Origin of the sequence: Marinobacter adhaerens HP15, assembly GCF_000166295.1 — a bacterium.
Classification (GTDB): Bacteria; Pseudomonadota; Gammaproteobacteria; order Pseudomonadales; family Oleiphilaceae; genus Marinobacter; species Marinobacter adhaerens.
Genome location: NC_017506.1, coordinates 2,676,855 through 2,692,873 on the forward strand (window position 1 = coordinate 2,676,855; position 16,019 = coordinate 2,692,873).

General features: G+C 59.1%; 11 protein-coding genes and 1 pseudogene. 8 read left to right on the top strand and 4 right to left on the bottom strand.

The window, feature by feature from the left end; translation table 11 throughout:
- Window positions 1-13: 13 nt before the first annotated feature.
- From HP15_RS12600 to HP15_RS12610, 3 genes are all read right to left on the bottom strand, one after another.
- Window positions 14-1,024 (bottom strand): putative solute-binding protein, encoded by a 1,011-nt coding sequence (locus tag HP15_RS12600; protein WP_014577823.1) that lies wholly within the window; start codon window positions 1,022-1,024, stop codon window positions 14-16.
- 58 nt (window positions 1,025-1,082) lie between these two features.
- Entirely contained in the window at window positions 1,083-2,147 is a 1,065-nt protein-coding gene (locus HP15_RS12605) for a hypothetical protein (RefSeq protein WP_008174078.1), read from the bottom strand.
- A gap of 204 nt (window positions 2,148-2,351) precedes the next feature.
- Window positions 2,352-3,011, bottom strand: a complete 660-nt coding sequence (locus HP15_RS12610) for a TetR/AcrR family transcriptional regulator (protein WP_014577825.1) — start codon at window positions 3,009-3,011, stop codon at window positions 2,352-2,354.
- A 106-nt stretch (window positions 3,012-3,117) separates the two neighbouring features.
- Between HP15_RS12610 and HP15_RS12615 the strand changes: the two genes are divergently transcribed.
- From HP15_RS12615 to HP15_RS12650, 8 genes and pseudogenes are all read left to right on the top strand, one after another.
- Complete coding sequence (locus HP15_RS12615) at window positions 3,118-4,914, top strand: acyclic terpene utilization AtuA family protein (RefSeq protein ID WP_014577826.1); 1,797 nt, start codon at window positions 3,118-3,120, stop codon at window positions 4,912-4,914.
- A 150-nt stretch (window positions 4,915-5,064) separates the two neighbouring features.
- Entirely contained in the window at window positions 5,065-5,931 is an 867-nt protein-coding gene (locus HP15_RS12620; RefSeq protein WP_014577827.1) for an SDR family oxidoreductase, read from the top strand.
- Between the two features lie 10 nt (window positions 5,932-5,941).
- Window positions 5,942-7,558, top strand: a complete 1,617-nt coding sequence (locus HP15_RS12625) for an acyl-CoA carboxylase subunit beta (RefSeq protein WP_014577828.1) — start codon at window positions 5,942-5,944, stop codon at window positions 7,556-7,558.
- Window positions 7,559-7,935: 377 nt separating this feature from the next.
- Complete coding sequence (gene atuD, locus HP15_RS12630) at window positions 7,936-9,096, top strand: citronellyl-CoA dehydrogenase (protein WP_014577830.1); 1,161 nt, start codon at window positions 7,936-7,938, stop codon at window positions 9,094-9,096.
- A gap of 22 nt (window positions 9,097-9,118) precedes the next feature.
- Window positions 9,119-9,940 (top strand): enoyl-CoA hydratase/isomerase family protein, encoded by an 822-nt coding sequence (locus HP15_RS12635; RefSeq protein ID WP_014577831.1) that lies wholly within the window; start codon window positions 9,119-9,121, stop codon window positions 9,938-9,940.
- A 155-nt stretch (window positions 9,941-10,095) separates the two neighbouring features.
- Complete coding sequence (locus HP15_RS12640; RefSeq protein WP_014577832.1) at window positions 10,096-12,066, top strand: acetyl/propionyl/methylcrotonyl-CoA carboxylase subunit alpha; 1,971 nt, start codon at window positions 10,096-10,098, stop codon at window positions 12,064-12,066.
- Entirely contained in the window at window positions 12,063-12,890 is an 828-nt protein-coding gene (locus HP15_RS12645; RefSeq protein WP_008174063.1) for an SDR family oxidoreductase, read from the top strand. The genes HP15_RS12640 and HP15_RS12645 overlap by 4 nt, the downstream gene beginning before the upstream one ends.
- 63 nt (window positions 12,891-12,953) lie before the next feature.
- Window positions 12,954-14,781 (top strand): annotated as a pseudogene (locus HP15_RS12650) (long-chain-acyl-CoA synthetase).
- Between the two features lie 210 nt (window positions 14,782-14,991).
- Here the strand turns inward: HP15_RS12650 and HP15_RS12655 are convergent.
- Window positions 14,992-15,972, bottom strand: a complete 981-nt coding sequence (locus tag HP15_RS12655; RefSeq protein ID WP_014577835.1) for an NADPH:quinone oxidoreductase family protein — start codon at window positions 15,970-15,972, stop codon at window positions 14,992-14,994.
- Window positions 15,973-16,019: the final 47 nt, after the last annotated feature.

The window sequence follows — 16,019 nt, forward strand, 5'->3', positions numbered from 1 at the left end:
TGGTTCCGCCCCGTTATTCGCGGTTGTCCGCAGTGCACTCGGCAGCAGCGGGGTTACTGGCACAGCGGATCTTGCTGAGCAGCCCCATCATTTTCGGGTGATACACATCCGGCGCCCCGTTCAGGCCATCGCGCATCTCTATGCGGTTCTCCCGGAACATTTCCTGATAGCCGCGGATGTCTTTTTCAGGAATGCGCACCCATTTGTCTTCGGGAATGGCTGCTTCCTGGCCTTCAATCAGCCCCATGGCCTGAGGAAACATATTCCAGGCAACCTCACGGGCTTTCTGGGCGGTGTCGTCGTCCAGCACGTCATCACGGGCAACCATCTGAAGCGTCAGCTGTGCCAGCGGATAGTCCACAACCCCGCCGCTTTCGCCGATGCCCTTATAGAGTTCCAGAGCTTCGTAAGCAAAGGCCGGCGCATAGGCGGTATCCACCGAACCGTTGTTAAACTTGCCGGCGAAGTTGGTGATGTCAGAGGGCACGACCGTGGCCTTGACGAAGTTCACCATGTGAATCGCGTCTTTCTGATAGTCGAGGGTTGCCATTCGCTTGCCCGCCAGCTCGCCGGCAGTATCAATACTGCGATCATTTACAAACAGGTAACCGGCACCCACCGGTATGATCCCGAGCACTTCGTACCCGTTATCCTTCATCAATGGCGCAGCTTTCGGTTGTGCCAGTGTGGCCAACAAGGTTTTCAGGTTGTCGTAGGTGGGCAGCGCTCCCACAGCGCTGATGCTGCCAGTGAACTTGTTGAATGGACGAATCCGGATATCCGTGGCGGCAACGGCATCGCATTGTCCGGCGTTAAAATCACCGATCGCCACGCCCTCATCGGTGTAGGGTTTCAGCTCGAAATCCACGCCGTGGCCCTTCATCTCTAGCGCATAGTCTTTGACGAAGTTGTAGAAGTCGCCATTGGCGCCGATCACATCGAACACGCACATGGAAACAGACTGTGCCGATGCCAGCGGAGCGGCGGCCACAAGGGCCATGGCAGCGAGGGATTTGCGGATCATATCGACCTCCGGGTCATTCTTGTGTTTGTCAGTTTTCAGAGGATGTCGGCAACCTGCCTTAGAGCAGGTCGTCCAGATTCATGGTTTCGACGTTGTCGGTTTGCCGCTCGGGGCTCATCCTGCCGAAGAAGGATTGCGGCGTTCGATAGCCGTAATTGGCGGTCCAGTGTTTGTCAGAAGAGAAACGCACCACGCCCGCCGCGACTTCATCCACCAGACGATACTCGTCCCAGACCTCCATAGTTGCATCGGCCGCGGCAAAACTGGCGATGGCTTGCTCAAGCTTTTCCGGGCGACCAAAGGTTTCGGCGGCGACCGCTTGAAGCGCGTGCGGAACCCGCATGCCTTTTTCAACCCCCAGTTCCCGGCTGTGCTCAAGCACCTGCCAGGGGTCCGGCGCCAGAGCCGGACGAGTGTCGGGCAGGAGCAGCCAGACCAGGGCCCGGATGGCGTTTGGCATACCGCCCCACTTCTCATTGTCCAGACAGGTAGCGGCACGCTCGGCTTGGGGAGCGATGTTCCTGGGGACTCCGGCCATGGCGCCGGAATTGGCATCGTTTACGATTGCCTGCATACCGGTCAGCAAGCCCAGCAGGAAGGTGATTTCGTCCTGTTCGGTGAACAGAAAGGGGCACTCGAGGGGCTCAGCAGCGGGATCAAACTCGTAGGCGGCCATTGCTCGTTTGAAGGAGGCATACCGGCGTTTCGCGGTCAGCGCATTCAATCGCTTTGCCACTTCCCTGGCGTCCTTTGCCGCTTCCACATCTCCCTCATAATCCGCTCTGAGATAGGCGAGCTCAGCTTCCCAGGCCTTGTACTCGGCACAGTTGCCTGCCAGAAGCATCAACAGGGAGCCGGTGGTGTCAGGTGCATCGGTGACCCGCGAGAAGGAATAGAGCAGCGGATCCACGCCCTCGCCCAGCGCACACGCCATCTGGGTGTCGGACATCTGCAACACGTAGGGCGTGGCTTCGCCCTCCGAATAATTGGAGAGCACAACGCCGGTGGTGGTGTAGATGGGGTTGGCCGAGCAACCTGTGAGTATGGCAACGGCTGCCAGCGAGAGAGCTTTGAGGCGAGCCGCAAAGACATGCGGTCCGAGCTTTGCCAGAGAGGAGATCATATTTCACCCTGCATCACGTTGTTTTTGTTTGCCCGATCTGAAGTCGGTTTTTGTCAACGGGTGCAAGAATGCGGTGAAAACTGTCCTACAAAAATGGCTCGAATGCCGATTTTGTTATGCCGATCGGGCCAATGGCCCAGAAGGAAAGGAATTTGCCAGAATATTATTGATATAAAACAATGACTTTTGAAAACGCCAATCCGCTTACAGAGCCATCATTGCCATTACCTGATCGGTCAGGCCATCCAGTGTCAGCCCTCCCCGCTCAGGCTTGTACCAGGTTACTGTCCAGCTGAGAGCGCCAGTCAACATCCGTCGAACAACGAAGGGATCCGCCTCCAGCGCGCCCTCGCGCTTCAATGATTCCAGCACATCCAGCCAAAGTTTCTCGTAGATGTCCCGAAGCTCCAGCACTTCGCCCTGGGACGGGGCCGACAGACTCCGCCATTCAAATACCAGGACCGCCATCGCTTCGCCGGTCTGGCCATTGATAGATTCAAGTTCCGCGCGGATCAGTCCACGAAGCTTCTGCCTGCTGGTATCGGCGGCCTCCAGAGCCGCCTGCATCAGCGCGGTGTTCAGCCGGATGGTTTCTACCATCACTGCCTTGAGGATCTCTTCCTTGGTTCGAAAGTGGTGGAACAGGCTGCCGGACTGAATACCCACGGCAGCGGCAAGATCACGAACTGTAGTGCGCTCGTAGCCTTTTTCCCGGAAAAGCCGTGCCGCTTCAGTGAGCAGACGGCCGCGAGCGCCTTTGGGGTCTGACACAAGGTTTTCTGCGATCAGGGACTGGAGGATCTGGTTCTGGCTCACTACGGCTACCCGGTTGGCATAAGAGGCCTTTAATTCTACCTGAAACATGCCTGTTTACAAACCAAGCGCTTGCTTGGTATTGTCATCTCCATCGTGTGGCAAAACCGCCACCGCTCCCGTTTTCAATCAGCAATCATTTACAGGGCACAGGAAGATGGCTGAATCCCCCAACACTGTTCGCATCGGATGCTCCGCCGCCTTCTGGGGCGACACGGAAACGGCTGCCGCGCAGCTGGTCCACAAGGGCAATATCGACTATCTGGTGGCCGATTATCTGGCCGAAATCACCATGTCGATCATGGCGGGCCAGAAAATGAAGGACCCGTCCCAGGGGTATGCACGGGATTTCGTACAGACGGTCATGGGCCCCTTGCTCGGAGACATCAAGGAAAAGGGCATTCGGGTGCTGGCCAACGCCGGCGGCGTCAACCCGGTGGCCTGTCGTGACGCCCTTCAGGCTCTCTGTGAAAAAGCCGGCGTGGACATGAAGATCGCCCTGGTTCTGGGCGACGACCTTCTGATGAAAAAGAAAAATCTCGCAGATATGGGCGTCAAGGAGATGGGTTCCGGCCAACCGATGCCCGCAATGATGGTCAGCCTGAATGCCTATCTGGGAGCGCCAGGTCTGGTTGCGGCTCTGGAACAGGGCGCGGACATCGTTATTACCGGCCGGGTGGCAGACAGTGCCCTGGTATTGGCACCGCTGGTGCACGAGTTCGGCTGGAGCTGGCAAGACTACGACAAACTGGCGCAGGGCAGCCTGGCCGGGCATCTGCTCGAGTGCGGTGCCCAGGCCACCGGCGGCAACTTCACCGACTGGGAAGCGGTAGCTGGCGGCTACGCCAACATGGGATTCCCGATAGCCGAAGTGAGTGCCAACGGCGACTTTTTTATCACCAAGCCCGAAGACACCGGCGGGCTGGTTAGTCGTGGCACAGTTGCGGAACAGCTGGTCTACGAAATCGGTGACCCAAGGGCCTACCTGCTGCCTGACGTTACCTGCGATTTCACAGGTGTAGAGCTGGAGGAAACCGGTAAAGACCGTGTACAGGTGCGAGGCGCACGGGGGCTACCACCCACCGACAGTTACAAGGTATCGGGCACCTGGCCGGATGGTTTCAAGTGCACGGTTACCTTCCTGCTGGCAGGCATGAATGCCAGGGCCAAGGCTCAGACTGTCGCACAGGCCATTCTGGCCAAGACCTCACGCATGTTCAGCGAACGTGGCCTGCCTGATTACAGCGAAACCAGTATTGAGCTTCTGGGTACGGAAACGACCTACGGTGCTCATGGCCGTGGCGAGGATTGCCGCGAAGTAGTGGTCAAGATCAGCACCGCCCATGCCAAGAAAGAGGCCCTTGTACTGTTTTCCCGCGAGATTGCCCAGGCAGCCACGGGTATGGCACCGGGCATCACCGGGATTGTGGGTGGCCGACCGACCGTGTGGCCGAAGATCCGGTTGTATTCCTGCCTGGTGCCGAAAACGGAAGTCGATGTGTCCGTGGATCTGGGCGGCGAGCGGCAAACCGTTGGAGTCGAAACCAGCGGCGGTTTCGATAACAGCGACCTCCAGCCCCAGTCGTTCACACACGAGACAGACGACACAGATACCACTGTGCCGCTGGTGAAGCTTGCCTGGGCCCGCAGCGGCGACAAGGGCGACCACACCAACATTGGCGTGATCGCCCGCAAACCGGAATTTCTGCCGTTCATTGAAACCGCGCTGACGGAAGCGGCGGTTGCGGACTGGATGGCCCATACCCTGAATCCGGAAACCGGCCGGGTGACCCGCTGGGCCATGCCCGGACTGCAGGCCATCAATTTCCTGCTGGAGCACAGCCTTGGCGGCGGTGGCGTGGCCAGCCTGCGGATTGATCCCCAGGGAAAGGCGTTTGCCCAGCAGCTATTGGAGTTTCCAGTGCCTGTTCCTTCTGGCCTGGTTAAAGATTGATTTATTGGTGCATGCACTCTGGTTGGAAGCGCGTCCCGGGACACGCCGTAAATACATCCATGTAGGCTTGATCGCAGCATCCATGCTGCTCACAGTCCCGAAACGCGCTTCCAACCAGAGCGCCCGAACTTTGAAAGGGTCTTCATTACTATGAGCTATCAGTCTGTTTATTGTCCGGACCTGTTTAAAGGCCAGGTTTTTATTGTTACCGGCGGCGGTTCTGGCATTGGCCGGTGTACGGCCCATGAACTCGCTGCCCTGGGCGCGCGGGTTGCCCTGGTGGGCCGCAAGGCCGAGAAAGTGGAATCTGTGAAAGCAGAGATCACCGAGGACGGCGGCATTGCTTCCGCCCATGTCTGTGACATCCGTGAAGAGGACTCGGTCAAGGCGACGGTGAAGGCGATCATTGCCGAACACGGAGGCCTGAATGGTTTGGTGAACAATGCCGGCGGGCAGTTCCAGGCGCCGCTGACCGGGATCAACCAGAAGGGCTGGGAGACGGTGGTTCGAACCAATCTGACCGGCGGCTTCCTGATGGCACGGGAATCCTACACCCAGGCGCTGTCAAAAACCGGGGGCGCTATTGTAAATATCGTGGCCGATATGTGGGGTGGTATGCCCGGCATGGGACACTCCGGCGCCGCCAGGGCCGGCATGGTGAATTTTACCCAGACAGCTGCCGTTGAGTGGGGCGCGTCCGGGGTTCGAGTAAACGCAGTCGCTCCGGGCTGGATTGCTTCCAGTGGCATGGATAACTACCCCGAGCACATGAAGCAGTGGATCCGCAGTCTCGGCGATAACGTGCCCATCAAGCGAATGGGCACCGAATCCGAAGTCAGTTCGGCCATCTGCTTTTTGCTCAGCCCGGGCGCAGCGTTTATCAGCGGGGATTGTCTGCGGATCGACGGTGCTGCGTCACAGGGAGGTCGGGTCTGGCCGTTACCGAAAGCCAAGAACAACGAACCCTACAACGGCTTTCACCGGGCCATCACCCCGAAAGTTCTGAGCGACGACTGAGGAGCTGACCATGCAGGTACTTGAATCCACGGTAAGCTCGACGTCCGAGGACTTCCGCACCAACGCCGAAGCCATGGACGCCCACATCACCACGTTTCGGGACGTTGAGCAAAAGGTTCTGGATTTGGCGGAAGCCGCCCGGGAGAAGTTCACCAAACGGGGCAAGCTGCTCCCGAGGGACCGTATTAACCGGTTGCTGGACCGCGGCACGCCCTTTCTGGAGCTCTGCTCCCTGGCCGGCTATAAGATGCACGACGACAAGGACGGCAGCCTCGCCGGCGGCGGGATCATCGCCGGCATCGGTTATGTAAGCGGCATCCGCTGTCTGGTGGTGGCCAGCAACAGCGCCATCAAAGGCGGCACCATTACCCCTGCCGGCCTGGACAAGACGCTGCGCCTGCAGCAGATCGCCATGGAAAACAAACTGCCGGTGGTATCCCTTTCCGAGAGCGGCGGCGCCAACCTGAACTACGCCACCGATATTTTCGTGCTCGGCGCCCGGGGCTTTGCCAATCAGGCGCGGATGTCCGCTGCCGGGATTCCTCAGGTCACCGTTGTCCACGGCAACGCCACCGCCGGCGGCGCCTATCAGCCGGGTCTGTCCGACTACGTGATCGTGGTGCGCGAACAAGCCAAGATGTTCCTGGCCGGCCCACCACTGCTGAAGGCAGCAACCGGCGAAGTTGCCACCGATGAGGAACTTGGCGGCGCGGAGATGCATGCGACCGTGGCAGGAACGGCAGAATACCTGGCCGAAGACGACGCCGACGGCATCCGCCAGGCCAGAAACATCCTCGAAGCCCTGCCCTGGAACGAGCAGCTGCAACCCTGGCGCGAGCTTCAATGGGAGGAACCGCTCTACCCGGCCGATGAGCTGTTGGGTGTCATCCCGGCGGATTCCAAAAAGCCCTACGATGTGCGCGAAATCCTCGCCCGCATTGCCGACGGTTCAAAGTTCATGGACTTCAAGAACGAGTTCGACGACCAGACCGTCTGCGGCACCATCCGAATTGAAGGTCATTCAGTCGGCATCATCGGCAACAACGGCCCGATCACCCCGGCTGGATCCGCCAAGGCCGCCCAGTTCATCCAGCTCTGCGACCAGGCCGGAACGCCCCTTTTGTTCCTGCACAACACCACCGGTTTCATGGTGGGCACTCACTCAGAGCAGAACGGCATCATCAAACACGGCTCGAAAATGATCCAGGCTGTGGCCAATTGTCGAGTGCCAAAGGTCGCAATTGTCATCGGCGGTTCCTATGGTGCAGGTAACTACGCCATGTGCGGCCGTGGCCTGGACCCGAGGTTCATCTTCGCCTGGCCCAACAGCCGAACCGCGGTTATGGGGCCGGCGCAGGCAGGCAAGGTGATGCGTATCGTGGCTGAAGACAAGCAGCGCCGCGGCGGCATGGAGCCGGATCCGAAGACACTGGATTTCCTGGAGCAGGCCACGGCGAAGAAGCTGGAGGAAGGTTCAACGGCGCTGTTCGGAACGGCCAGATTGTGGGACGACGGGCTAATCGATCCGCGGGATACGCGGCGCGTTCTTGCCCTGGTTCTGGACGTTTGCCGGGAAGCCGAGGCTCGGCAGTTGCGGCCCAATACCTTTGGTGTGGCCCGCCTGTAGGCCTTCGAGCTTTGGGGCTGGAACCGGGGCGGAGGGCTTCCCAAAAAACGCCCGTAAATACGTCCCTGTAGGGCTCGGTCGCGCCATCCCTGGCGCTCCACGTTTTTGGGAAGCCCTCCGCCCCGGTTCGGGTCAACCACGAGTTATCGTTTTGGAAGAACAAAACTGCCAGCAGGCAGCATCAAATTTACAGACATAGGCAGGTGTGTGGGGCCGCTTCCAGAAAATGTCGGCGGCCAGGGATGGCCGATGCCAAGCGCACATGGATGTGCTCGTAGCGGTTTTCTGGAAGCGGCCCCACACACCTGCCGCCAAGCTAAAGAACGTGCACCAAAACAAATACGGCACGAACTCTCTACCAGCAGGAGAACAAGAACGTGAAATTCACAGCCGAACACGAAGCCCTCAGAAAAACCGTCCGCGATTTCGTGGAGAAGGAAATCAATCCCCACTGCGACGAATGGGAAGCCGCCGGGGAATTCCCGATTCATGAACTGTTCAAAAAGCTCGGAAACCTCGGAATCCTCGGCATCCAGAAGCCGGAGGAGTACGGCGGTATGGGGCTGGATTACAGCTACAACCTGGTGGCTGCGGAGGAGCTTGGCATGGCCCATTGTGGTGGTGTGCCGCTGGCCATCGGGGTTCAGACCGATATGTGTACCCCGGCCATTTCCCGGTTTGGATCTGATGAACTGAAACGCAGTTTCCTCGCGCCGGCCATTGCCGGCGACATGGTGGGATGTATTGGCGTCAGTGAAGTTGGCGCAGGTTCTGATGTGGCGGGGATGAAAACAACCGCCAGGAAAGATGGCGACGACTACATCATCAACGGCTCCAAGATGTGGATTACCAACAGCCCCAAATCCGACTTCATCTGCTTGCTGGCCAACACCTCGGACGACAAGCCCCACAAGAACAAGTCTTTGATCATCGTGCCCACGAAAACGCCGGGCATCTCCTTCAGCCCGCATCTGAACAAGCTCGGCATGCGCTCTTCCGAAACCGCCCAGATTTTCTTTGACGACGTCCGTGTGCCCCAGCGCTACCGGATCGGCGCTGAGGGCACCGGTTTCATGATGCAGATGCTGCAGTTCCAGGAGGAGCGGATCTGGGGTGCGGCGAACGTGATCAAGGCGCTGGAGAACTGCATCACCAAGACCATCGAGTACTGTCGCGAGCGGAAGACCTTCGGCCAGCCACTGATCGACAACCAGGTAATCCACTTCCGCCTGGCCGAACTGCAAACCGAAGTCGAGGCCCTGCGCGCCCTCACCTACCAGGCCTGCGAGCTGCACGTTGAAGGCAAGGATGTCACCCGCCTGGCCTCCATGGCCAAACTCAAGGCCGGACGTCTTGGGCGTGAGGTTACAGATAGCTGCCTGCAGTACTGGGGCGGTAACGGTTACATGTGGGACAACCCGATTTCCCGGGCACACCGGGATGTTCGACTGGTCTCCATCGGCGGTGGTGCCGACGAAATCATGCTCGGAATTATCTGCAAGATGATGGGCACCCTTCCGGGCAAGAAGCGCGACTAACAAACGGACGGTGGAGTCACTTATGGACCAGGTACCGCATTGCGAAACACTGCTTCTGGAAAAACAGGGCCCAACCCTGTTTATCACCATCAACCGACCGGACGTGCGCAACGCCATGAGCCTCGAGATGGTGGCGGAACTGTCCGCGGTGTTCACCCAGATTGAAAACGACCTGCACATTCGCGCCGTCGTCATTCGGGGCGCCGGTGGGCACTTCTGCGCCGGCGGCGATATCAAAGACATGGCCGGTGCCCGCGGCCAGAAAGCGGCCGAGGGTGAGGCGGACCCGTTCTATCGTCTGAACCGTGCCTTCGGCCAGATGATTCAACAGGTCAACGAATCCTCGAAAGTGGTCATCGCGATCACCGAAGGCGCTGTCATGGGCGGTGGATTCGGTTTGGCCTGCGTTTCCGACGTTGCCATCGCCGGGCCGAGCGCCAAGTTCGGCATGCCGGAAACCTCCCTCGGCGTGATTCCCGCCCAGATTGCGCCGTTTGTGGTTGAACGAATCGGCCTCACCCAGGCCCGGCGGCTGGCCCTGCTGGGTTTGAGAATCGATGCAAACGAAGCATGCAGTCTTGGCATCGTTCACCAGGCGGCTTCTTCAGACGATGAACTGGAGGAGATGCTGACAAGCGCTCTGGATCGTGTCCGCCACTGCGCACCGGTAGCCACGGCAGAAACCAAAGCGTTGCTACACAGGGTTGGCCATGAACCCATAAGCGGTTTGCTGGACAGCGCGGCTGAAAAATTTGCGGAAGCCATCCGGGGAAGCGAAGGAACGGAGGGCACCATGGCCTTCATGCAAAAACGTCCACCAGCCTGGGCAGAATCCAACGACTGAGTTACGGGGGAGCGAGCGGGTGTGGGGTGGCTTTCAGGAAACGTCGGCGGCCACGGATGGCCGACGCCAAGCGCACAGGGATGTGCTCGTAGCGGTTTCCTGAAAGCCACCCCACAGCCGCTCGCGGACTGGCACCAATAGATGAGACCAGCACCATGTTAAGAAAACTGTTAATAGCCAACCGCGGCGAAATCGCAGTCCGGGTGATCCGCACTGCGAAAGCCCTGGGTTACCGCACCGTGGCCGTCTACTCCGAGGCTGACGCCAAAGCCATGCACGTGGAACTCGCCGACGAGGCCGTCTGCATTGGCCCGGCACAGGTATCCGCCTCCTACCTGAACAGCGATGCAATTCTTGAAGCCGCCCGCAAAACCGGCGCCGACTGCATCCACCCGGGTTACGGCTTCCTCTCCGAGAATGCCGCCTTCGCCAACGCCTGCAAAGACGCCGGATTGGTGTTTGTTGGCCCTCCCGCCTCGGCCATCGAACTCATGGGCAGCAAGCGCCGATCCAAAATCGCCATGCAGGAAGCCGGCGTGCCAGTGGTGCCTGGCTATGAAGGCAACAACGCCAACGACGACGAACTGATCGCCGCCGCCAAAGACATCGGCTACCCCCTCATGATCAAAGCCTCTGCCGGCGGTGGTGGTCGCGGCATGCGCCTGGTTGAGAGTGAATCCGAACTGGCCGACAACATCAAACGGGCCCGTTCCGAATCAAAACAGGCCTTCGGCGACGACGAACTGATCCTGGAAAAAGCCGTGATCGAGCCCCGCCACGTGGAAATCCAGGTGTTTGCGGATCGCCACGGCAATGCGGTCTATCTCGGCGAACGGGACTGCTCAGTACAGCGCCGACACCAGAAAGTAGTGGAAGAAGCACCCTCCCCCTTTGTCACGCCGGAACTACGACAGGCCATGGGTGAGGCTGCAGTCAAAGCGGCTCTGGCCTGCAACTACGAAGGCGCCGGCACCGTCGAGTTCCTGGTCGACAAGCACCGAAACTTCTACTTTCTGGAAATGAACACCCGCCTGCAGGTAGAGCATCCGGTCACCGAACTCATTACCGGCCAGGACCTGGTCGCCTGGCAGCTCAACGTGGCCGAAGGACGCCCGCTGCCGCTCAGCCAGGACGATATTCACCTGAATGGCCATGCCATTGAGGTTCGACTCTATGCAGAGGACCCTGCCCACGGATTCACACCCCAGACCGGATCGCTATACGCCTTTGAACCAGCCGAAGGCGAAGGTTTACGGTTTGATACCGGGGTACGATCTGGAGATGCTATCACTCCCCACTACGACCCGATGCTGGCAAAAGTAATTGCCTGGGGCCAAAACCGAGATGAAGCCCGCCGGCGGCTGATCCGCTCGCTTGAGGACACAACCGTGTTCGGCGTGACCACCAACCGCCATTTCCTGAGCCGGATTATCGCAGACGAGACTTTCGGGGCCGGCGGGGCGACCACGGCCTTCCTTCAGCAGGCCTTCAAGGACGATCCGTCCCTTCAGCCGCAAAACCTGACCATTCGCCAGTTGGCCCTGGCCGCCTGCGTGCTCGACCATGGCATTTCGGGCCAGAGCGCCTGGAGCAATGCGCCGGCCACCATGACGCCCATCAAACTGGAAACCGGCGACACCACTGTCGAGTTACTGGTGACCCGCAGCGGCAGCCGGTTGTCTGTCAGTATGGGCGAAACCCGGCATTCCCTGGTACTTGAAAGCCAGAGGGATGGCCATTTGTGCATTATCGACAACGGCGTTCGTCAGGCCTGCCAATATCACCGCCAGGGCGATTCCCTATATTTGCAGGCGTTCGGGCAATCCTGGTCGGTGCGCGATGTTACCCACCAACCAGCCAGGACTGCTGGCGGCGCGGGCAGCGGTCGCATCCAGGCGACCATGGATGGCGCCATCATTGATGTGTTGGTTGAAGCTGGTCAGAGCGTTCACCAGGGCGATACGCTGGTGATACTGGAAGCCATGAAGATGGAGCATCCGGTAAAAGCAGACCGCGACGGCAGAGTCGCCGAGATTCTTGCGAGCAAGGGCGATCAGGTGAAACGCAGTCAGTTACTGGTCCAGATAACCGCCAACGAGACGGCCGAACAGGAGAACGAGGCATGAGTACCATGCGTGATCGTACCGTTTTTATCACCGGCGCCAGCCGTGGCATCGGCCGGGCCATCGCCCTCGCCGCGGCCCGTCAGGGCGCGAACGTAGTGATTGCCGCCAAATCAGACACGCCTCATCCGAAGCTGCCAGGCACGATCCATACGGTGGCGGAGGAAGTTCGGGATGCTGGAGGCAAAGCGCTACCGCTGGTTCTGGATGTCCGGGATGAAAAACAGATCCGCCAGCGCATTGATGAGGCCGGCGAGCATTTTGGCGGCATCGACGCACTGGTAAACAACGCAGGCGCCATTCGGCTAACCGGTGTGGAAAACCTCAAGGTCAGCCGGTACGACCTGATGCATCAGGTCAATGCCCGGGCAGTCATGGCCTGCAGCCAGGCCGCACTGCCCTGGCTGAAACAGTCGGACCGGGCTCATATCCTGAGCCTGTCGCCGCCTCTGAATCTGAATACCCGGTGGTTCGCCCAATATGGCCCCTATACCACCACAAAATACGCCATGACCATGCTGAGCCTGGGCATGGCGGAGGAGTTCAGGCGGTACGGCATTGCGGTTAACACGCTGTGGCCAAAAACGCTGATTGCCACGGCAGCCATCGAATTTGAGGTTGGCGGGCCCCAGATGATGGCCCAGGGCAGGAAGCCGGACATCATGGCCGATGCTGCTGTCAGCATCCTCAACCGGTCGTCTGAGACTATGACTGGTCAGACCCTGATCGACGAGGACCTGCTACGGCAGGACGGTATCACCGACTTCGAGCATTACCGGTATGAGCCGGGCGATAAGCCCCTGATGCCGGACCTGTTTCTGGACTGAACCCGAGGCATGCATTGTTCCGGGCTCAATGTCCACACAATAAAAGGGACCAATGGAAAAACCATGAGCCAAGACAACGTATCCGCATTAGACATTGCCCGCAGCCTGCCCGGAATATTCCGGCGCTTGCCGGCCATAACCCGGGGGCTGTATTACTATGCCCTGAAAAACGAGAACCGTGAGCTTACGCTCGGCACTCTTATCGAGAGCAACGCCCGGAACCTGGGAAGCCGGCCCGCCATTCTGTTTGAAGACCGTTCGATTACATGGAGCGAATTGGATGGCTGGGCCAACCGCATTGCCCGCTATCTGCAGGACCAAGGGCTTGCCAAAGGGGATGCCATTGCGATCTCCCTTGAAAACCGCCCCGAATTGCTGGCCGTGGTAGCCGGCGCAGCCAAACTCGGCGTTGCCTGCGCCATGCTCAATACCTCCCAGAGAGGCAAGGTACTCGAACACAGCATCAACCTGATCGAGCCCAAAATGATGGTGGTTGGCGAGGAACTGGTCGAGGCGTTCGACGGCATAAAAACAGATCTCAAGACCGCCCATCCCCAGCCATTCCAGTTTCTGGCAGACACCAACACGCTGAACGCCTTTGGGGACGCACCAACCGGTTACGCCAACATGGCCGAGCAGGTCAGCACCTTCAACAGCGACGCCCCGGATCTCAGCGATGCGCCGAAAATGGGCGATACCGCCATCTACCTGTTCACCTCGGGCACCACCGGCCTGCCCAAGGCCGCCCCGGGCTCACACCGCAAATTTATAATGGCCTACGGCGGGTTTGGCCTAATGTCTCTGGCCATGAAGCCGGAGGACGTTCTTTACTGCACGCTCCCCCTTTATCACGGCACCGCACTGCTGGTCTGCTGGGGCTCCGTCCTGGCCGGTGGCTCCGCCATTGTCCTGCGCCGCAAGTTCTCCGCCAGCGCCTTCTGGGACGACGTTCGCTATTACCACGCCACCACCTTCGGCTACGTCGGCGAACTCTGCCGCTACCTGCTGAACCAGCCACCCAGCGAACAGGACCGGAACCACAGCCTCACCAAAATGATCGGCAACGGCCTCCGCCCGTCCATCTGGAAGGAATTCAAGCAGCGCTTCGGGATAGAAACAGTCGCAGAGCTCTACGCCTCCAGCGAAGGCAACATCGGCTTCAGCAACTTTTTCAATATGGACAACACCGTGGGCTTTTCCACCGCCCCCTACAAGCTGGTGAAATTCCACGACGGCACACGGGATCCAGTTCGTAACGAAAAAGGCTTCATGCAGGAAGTGGCTAAAGGCGAGCCCGGCCTCTTGATCGGCGAGATCACCAAAAAAATGGTCGTTCGAGGGCTACACCCAGAAAGAGGCCACGGAAAAATCGATCCTCCGCAACGCTTTCAAGAAGGGCGACGCCTGGTTCAACACTGGCGATGTCCTGAAGGAAATCGGGTGCGGCCACCTGCAGTTCGTCGACCGTATGGGCGATACCTACCGCTGGAAGGGCGAAAACGTCTCAACAACGGAAGTGGAAAACATCATCGACGGCTCGGGGATGGTTGAGGAAGCCATCGTCTACGGCGTCGAGATTCCGGGCACCAACGGCAAGGCCGGCATGGTGACCCTGGTTCCCCACAGCAATGGCCGAGAGTTCGACGTGAACAGTTTGTTCGCCTATCTGAGGGACAATCTGCCGGCCTATGCAGTACCGGTGTTTGTGCGCATCACCCACGCCATCGAGAAAACCGGAACCTTCAAATACCGCAAGGTGGATATCCAGAAGCTGGGCTATTCGCTTAGGGACGGCGAGGAAGTCTATGCCTGGTTGCCCGGGACTGATGGGTATACCCTGCTGTCGCCGGAGCTGGTTTCGGAGATTGACTCGGGTGGAGTTCGGTTCTGACTCTTTTGACCGGTTTCTAGTCCTGCCCTAGCCTTCGCCTATTTCTCCAATGTTGGACGGCGAGGATGGGTGGCCCCTCCCAAAAATGTCGGCGGCCATGGATGGCCGACGTCAAGCGCACATGGATGTGCTCGTAGCGGTTTTTGGGAGGGGCCACCCATCCTTGCCATCTATAACCTTAAAGGCTAGGGCCCAACCAGAATCGCAAACTCAAGATCCGACTTTGAGCACAACCTTGCCAGTCGCCTTGCGCTCGGTCAAAGCCCCCAAGGCCTGTGCGTAATCCTCAAAGTCATAGACAGCACTGATCTTCGGATCAATCTTGCCCTCTGCATAGAGCTTCATCAGCTCCATCATGTTCTGGGCGCTGGCTTCCGGCTCGCGTTGAGTGAAACTGCCCCAGAATACGCCAACAACGGAACAACCTTTCAGAAGAGTCAAATTTGCCGGGATTTTCGGAATCTCGCCGGCCGCGAAGCCGATGATCAGGTGGCGGCCATTCCAACCCATTGCACGGAGAGCCTGTTCGGTGAAGTCACCGCCAACGGGGTCGTAGATGACATCCACGCCTTTGCTGTGAGTAAGCTTCTTCACCGCGTCTTTAAGAGGCTCTTCGGCATAATTGATCAGCTCATCTGCGCCTGCTTCCTTGGCAACCGCAAGCTTTTCGGCCGAACTGGCGGCTGCAATAACCTTCGCGCCCATGGCCTTGCCGAGCTCAACCGTTGCCAGGCCCACGCCACCGCTGGCGCCCAGAACCAGAAGCGATTCGCCAGGCTGAAGGTTGCCGCGCTGCTTAAGGGCGTAATAGGAAGTTCCATAAACCATGGTGAAGGCCGCTGCCTTCTCGTCGGACATGCCATCAGGGACGGGGAGAAGATTCTGCTCCGGCACGATGACTTCTTCGGCAAAGGCGCCATAACCTGTCAGCCCAGCAACACGGTCGCCTACCTTGAAGCGGGTTACCTTGTCGCCAACCTCGATAACCTCACCCGCCATTTCGCCACCCGGGGAAAAAGGCAGGCTTGGCTTCAACTGATATTTGTTCTCGATGATGAGGGTGTCCGGAAAATTCAGGCCGGCGGCTTTAACGCGCACTTTGACACCGCGGCCTTTCACTTCGGGGCTGGGAACTTCTTCGATGACCAGCTTCTCGGCCGGACCATATTCCTTGCAGAGGATGGCTTTCATGAGTGCTCCGTTTTTGTTTGATCGGATTCCAGGCGACAGGCGCCTGT

Coding starts and splice junctions, on each gene's coding strand:
- HP15_RS12600 (WP_014577823.1), bottom strand. CDS start 1,024: ATGATCCGCAAATCCCTCGCTGCCATGGCCCTTGTGGCCGCCGCTCCG.
- HP15_RS12605 (WP_008174078.1), bottom strand. CDS start 2,147: ATGATCTCCTCTCTGGCAAAGCTCGGACCGCATGTCTTTGCGGCTCGC.
- HP15_RS12610 (WP_014577825.1), bottom strand. CDS start 3,011: ATGTTTCAGGTAGAATTAAAGGCCTCTTATGCCAACCGGGTAGCCGTA.
- HP15_RS12615 (WP_014577826.1), top strand. CDS start 3,118: ATGGCTGAATCCCCCAACACTGTTCGCATCGGATGCTCCGCCGCCTTC.
- HP15_RS12620 (WP_014577827.1), top strand. CDS start 5,065: ATGAGCTATCAGTCTGTTTATTGTCCGGACCTGTTTAAAGGCCAGGTT.
- HP15_RS12625 (WP_014577828.1), top strand. CDS start 5,942: ATGCAGGTACTTGAATCCACGGTAAGCTCGACGTCCGAGGACTTCCGC.
- HP15_RS12635 (WP_014577831.1), top strand. CDS start 9,119: ATGGACCAGGTACCGCATTGCGAAACACTGCTTCTGGAAAAACAGGGC.
- HP15_RS12640 (WP_014577832.1), top strand. CDS start 10,096: ATGTTAAGAAAACTGTTAATAGCCAACCGCGGCGAAATCGCAGTCCGG.
- HP15_RS12645 (WP_008174063.1), top strand. CDS start 12,063: ATGAGTACCATGCGTGATCGTACCGTTTTTATCACCGGCGCCAGCCGT.
- HP15_RS12655 (WP_014577835.1), bottom strand. CDS start 15,972: ATGAAAGCCATCCTCTGCAAGGAATATGGTCCGGCCGAGAAGCTGGTC.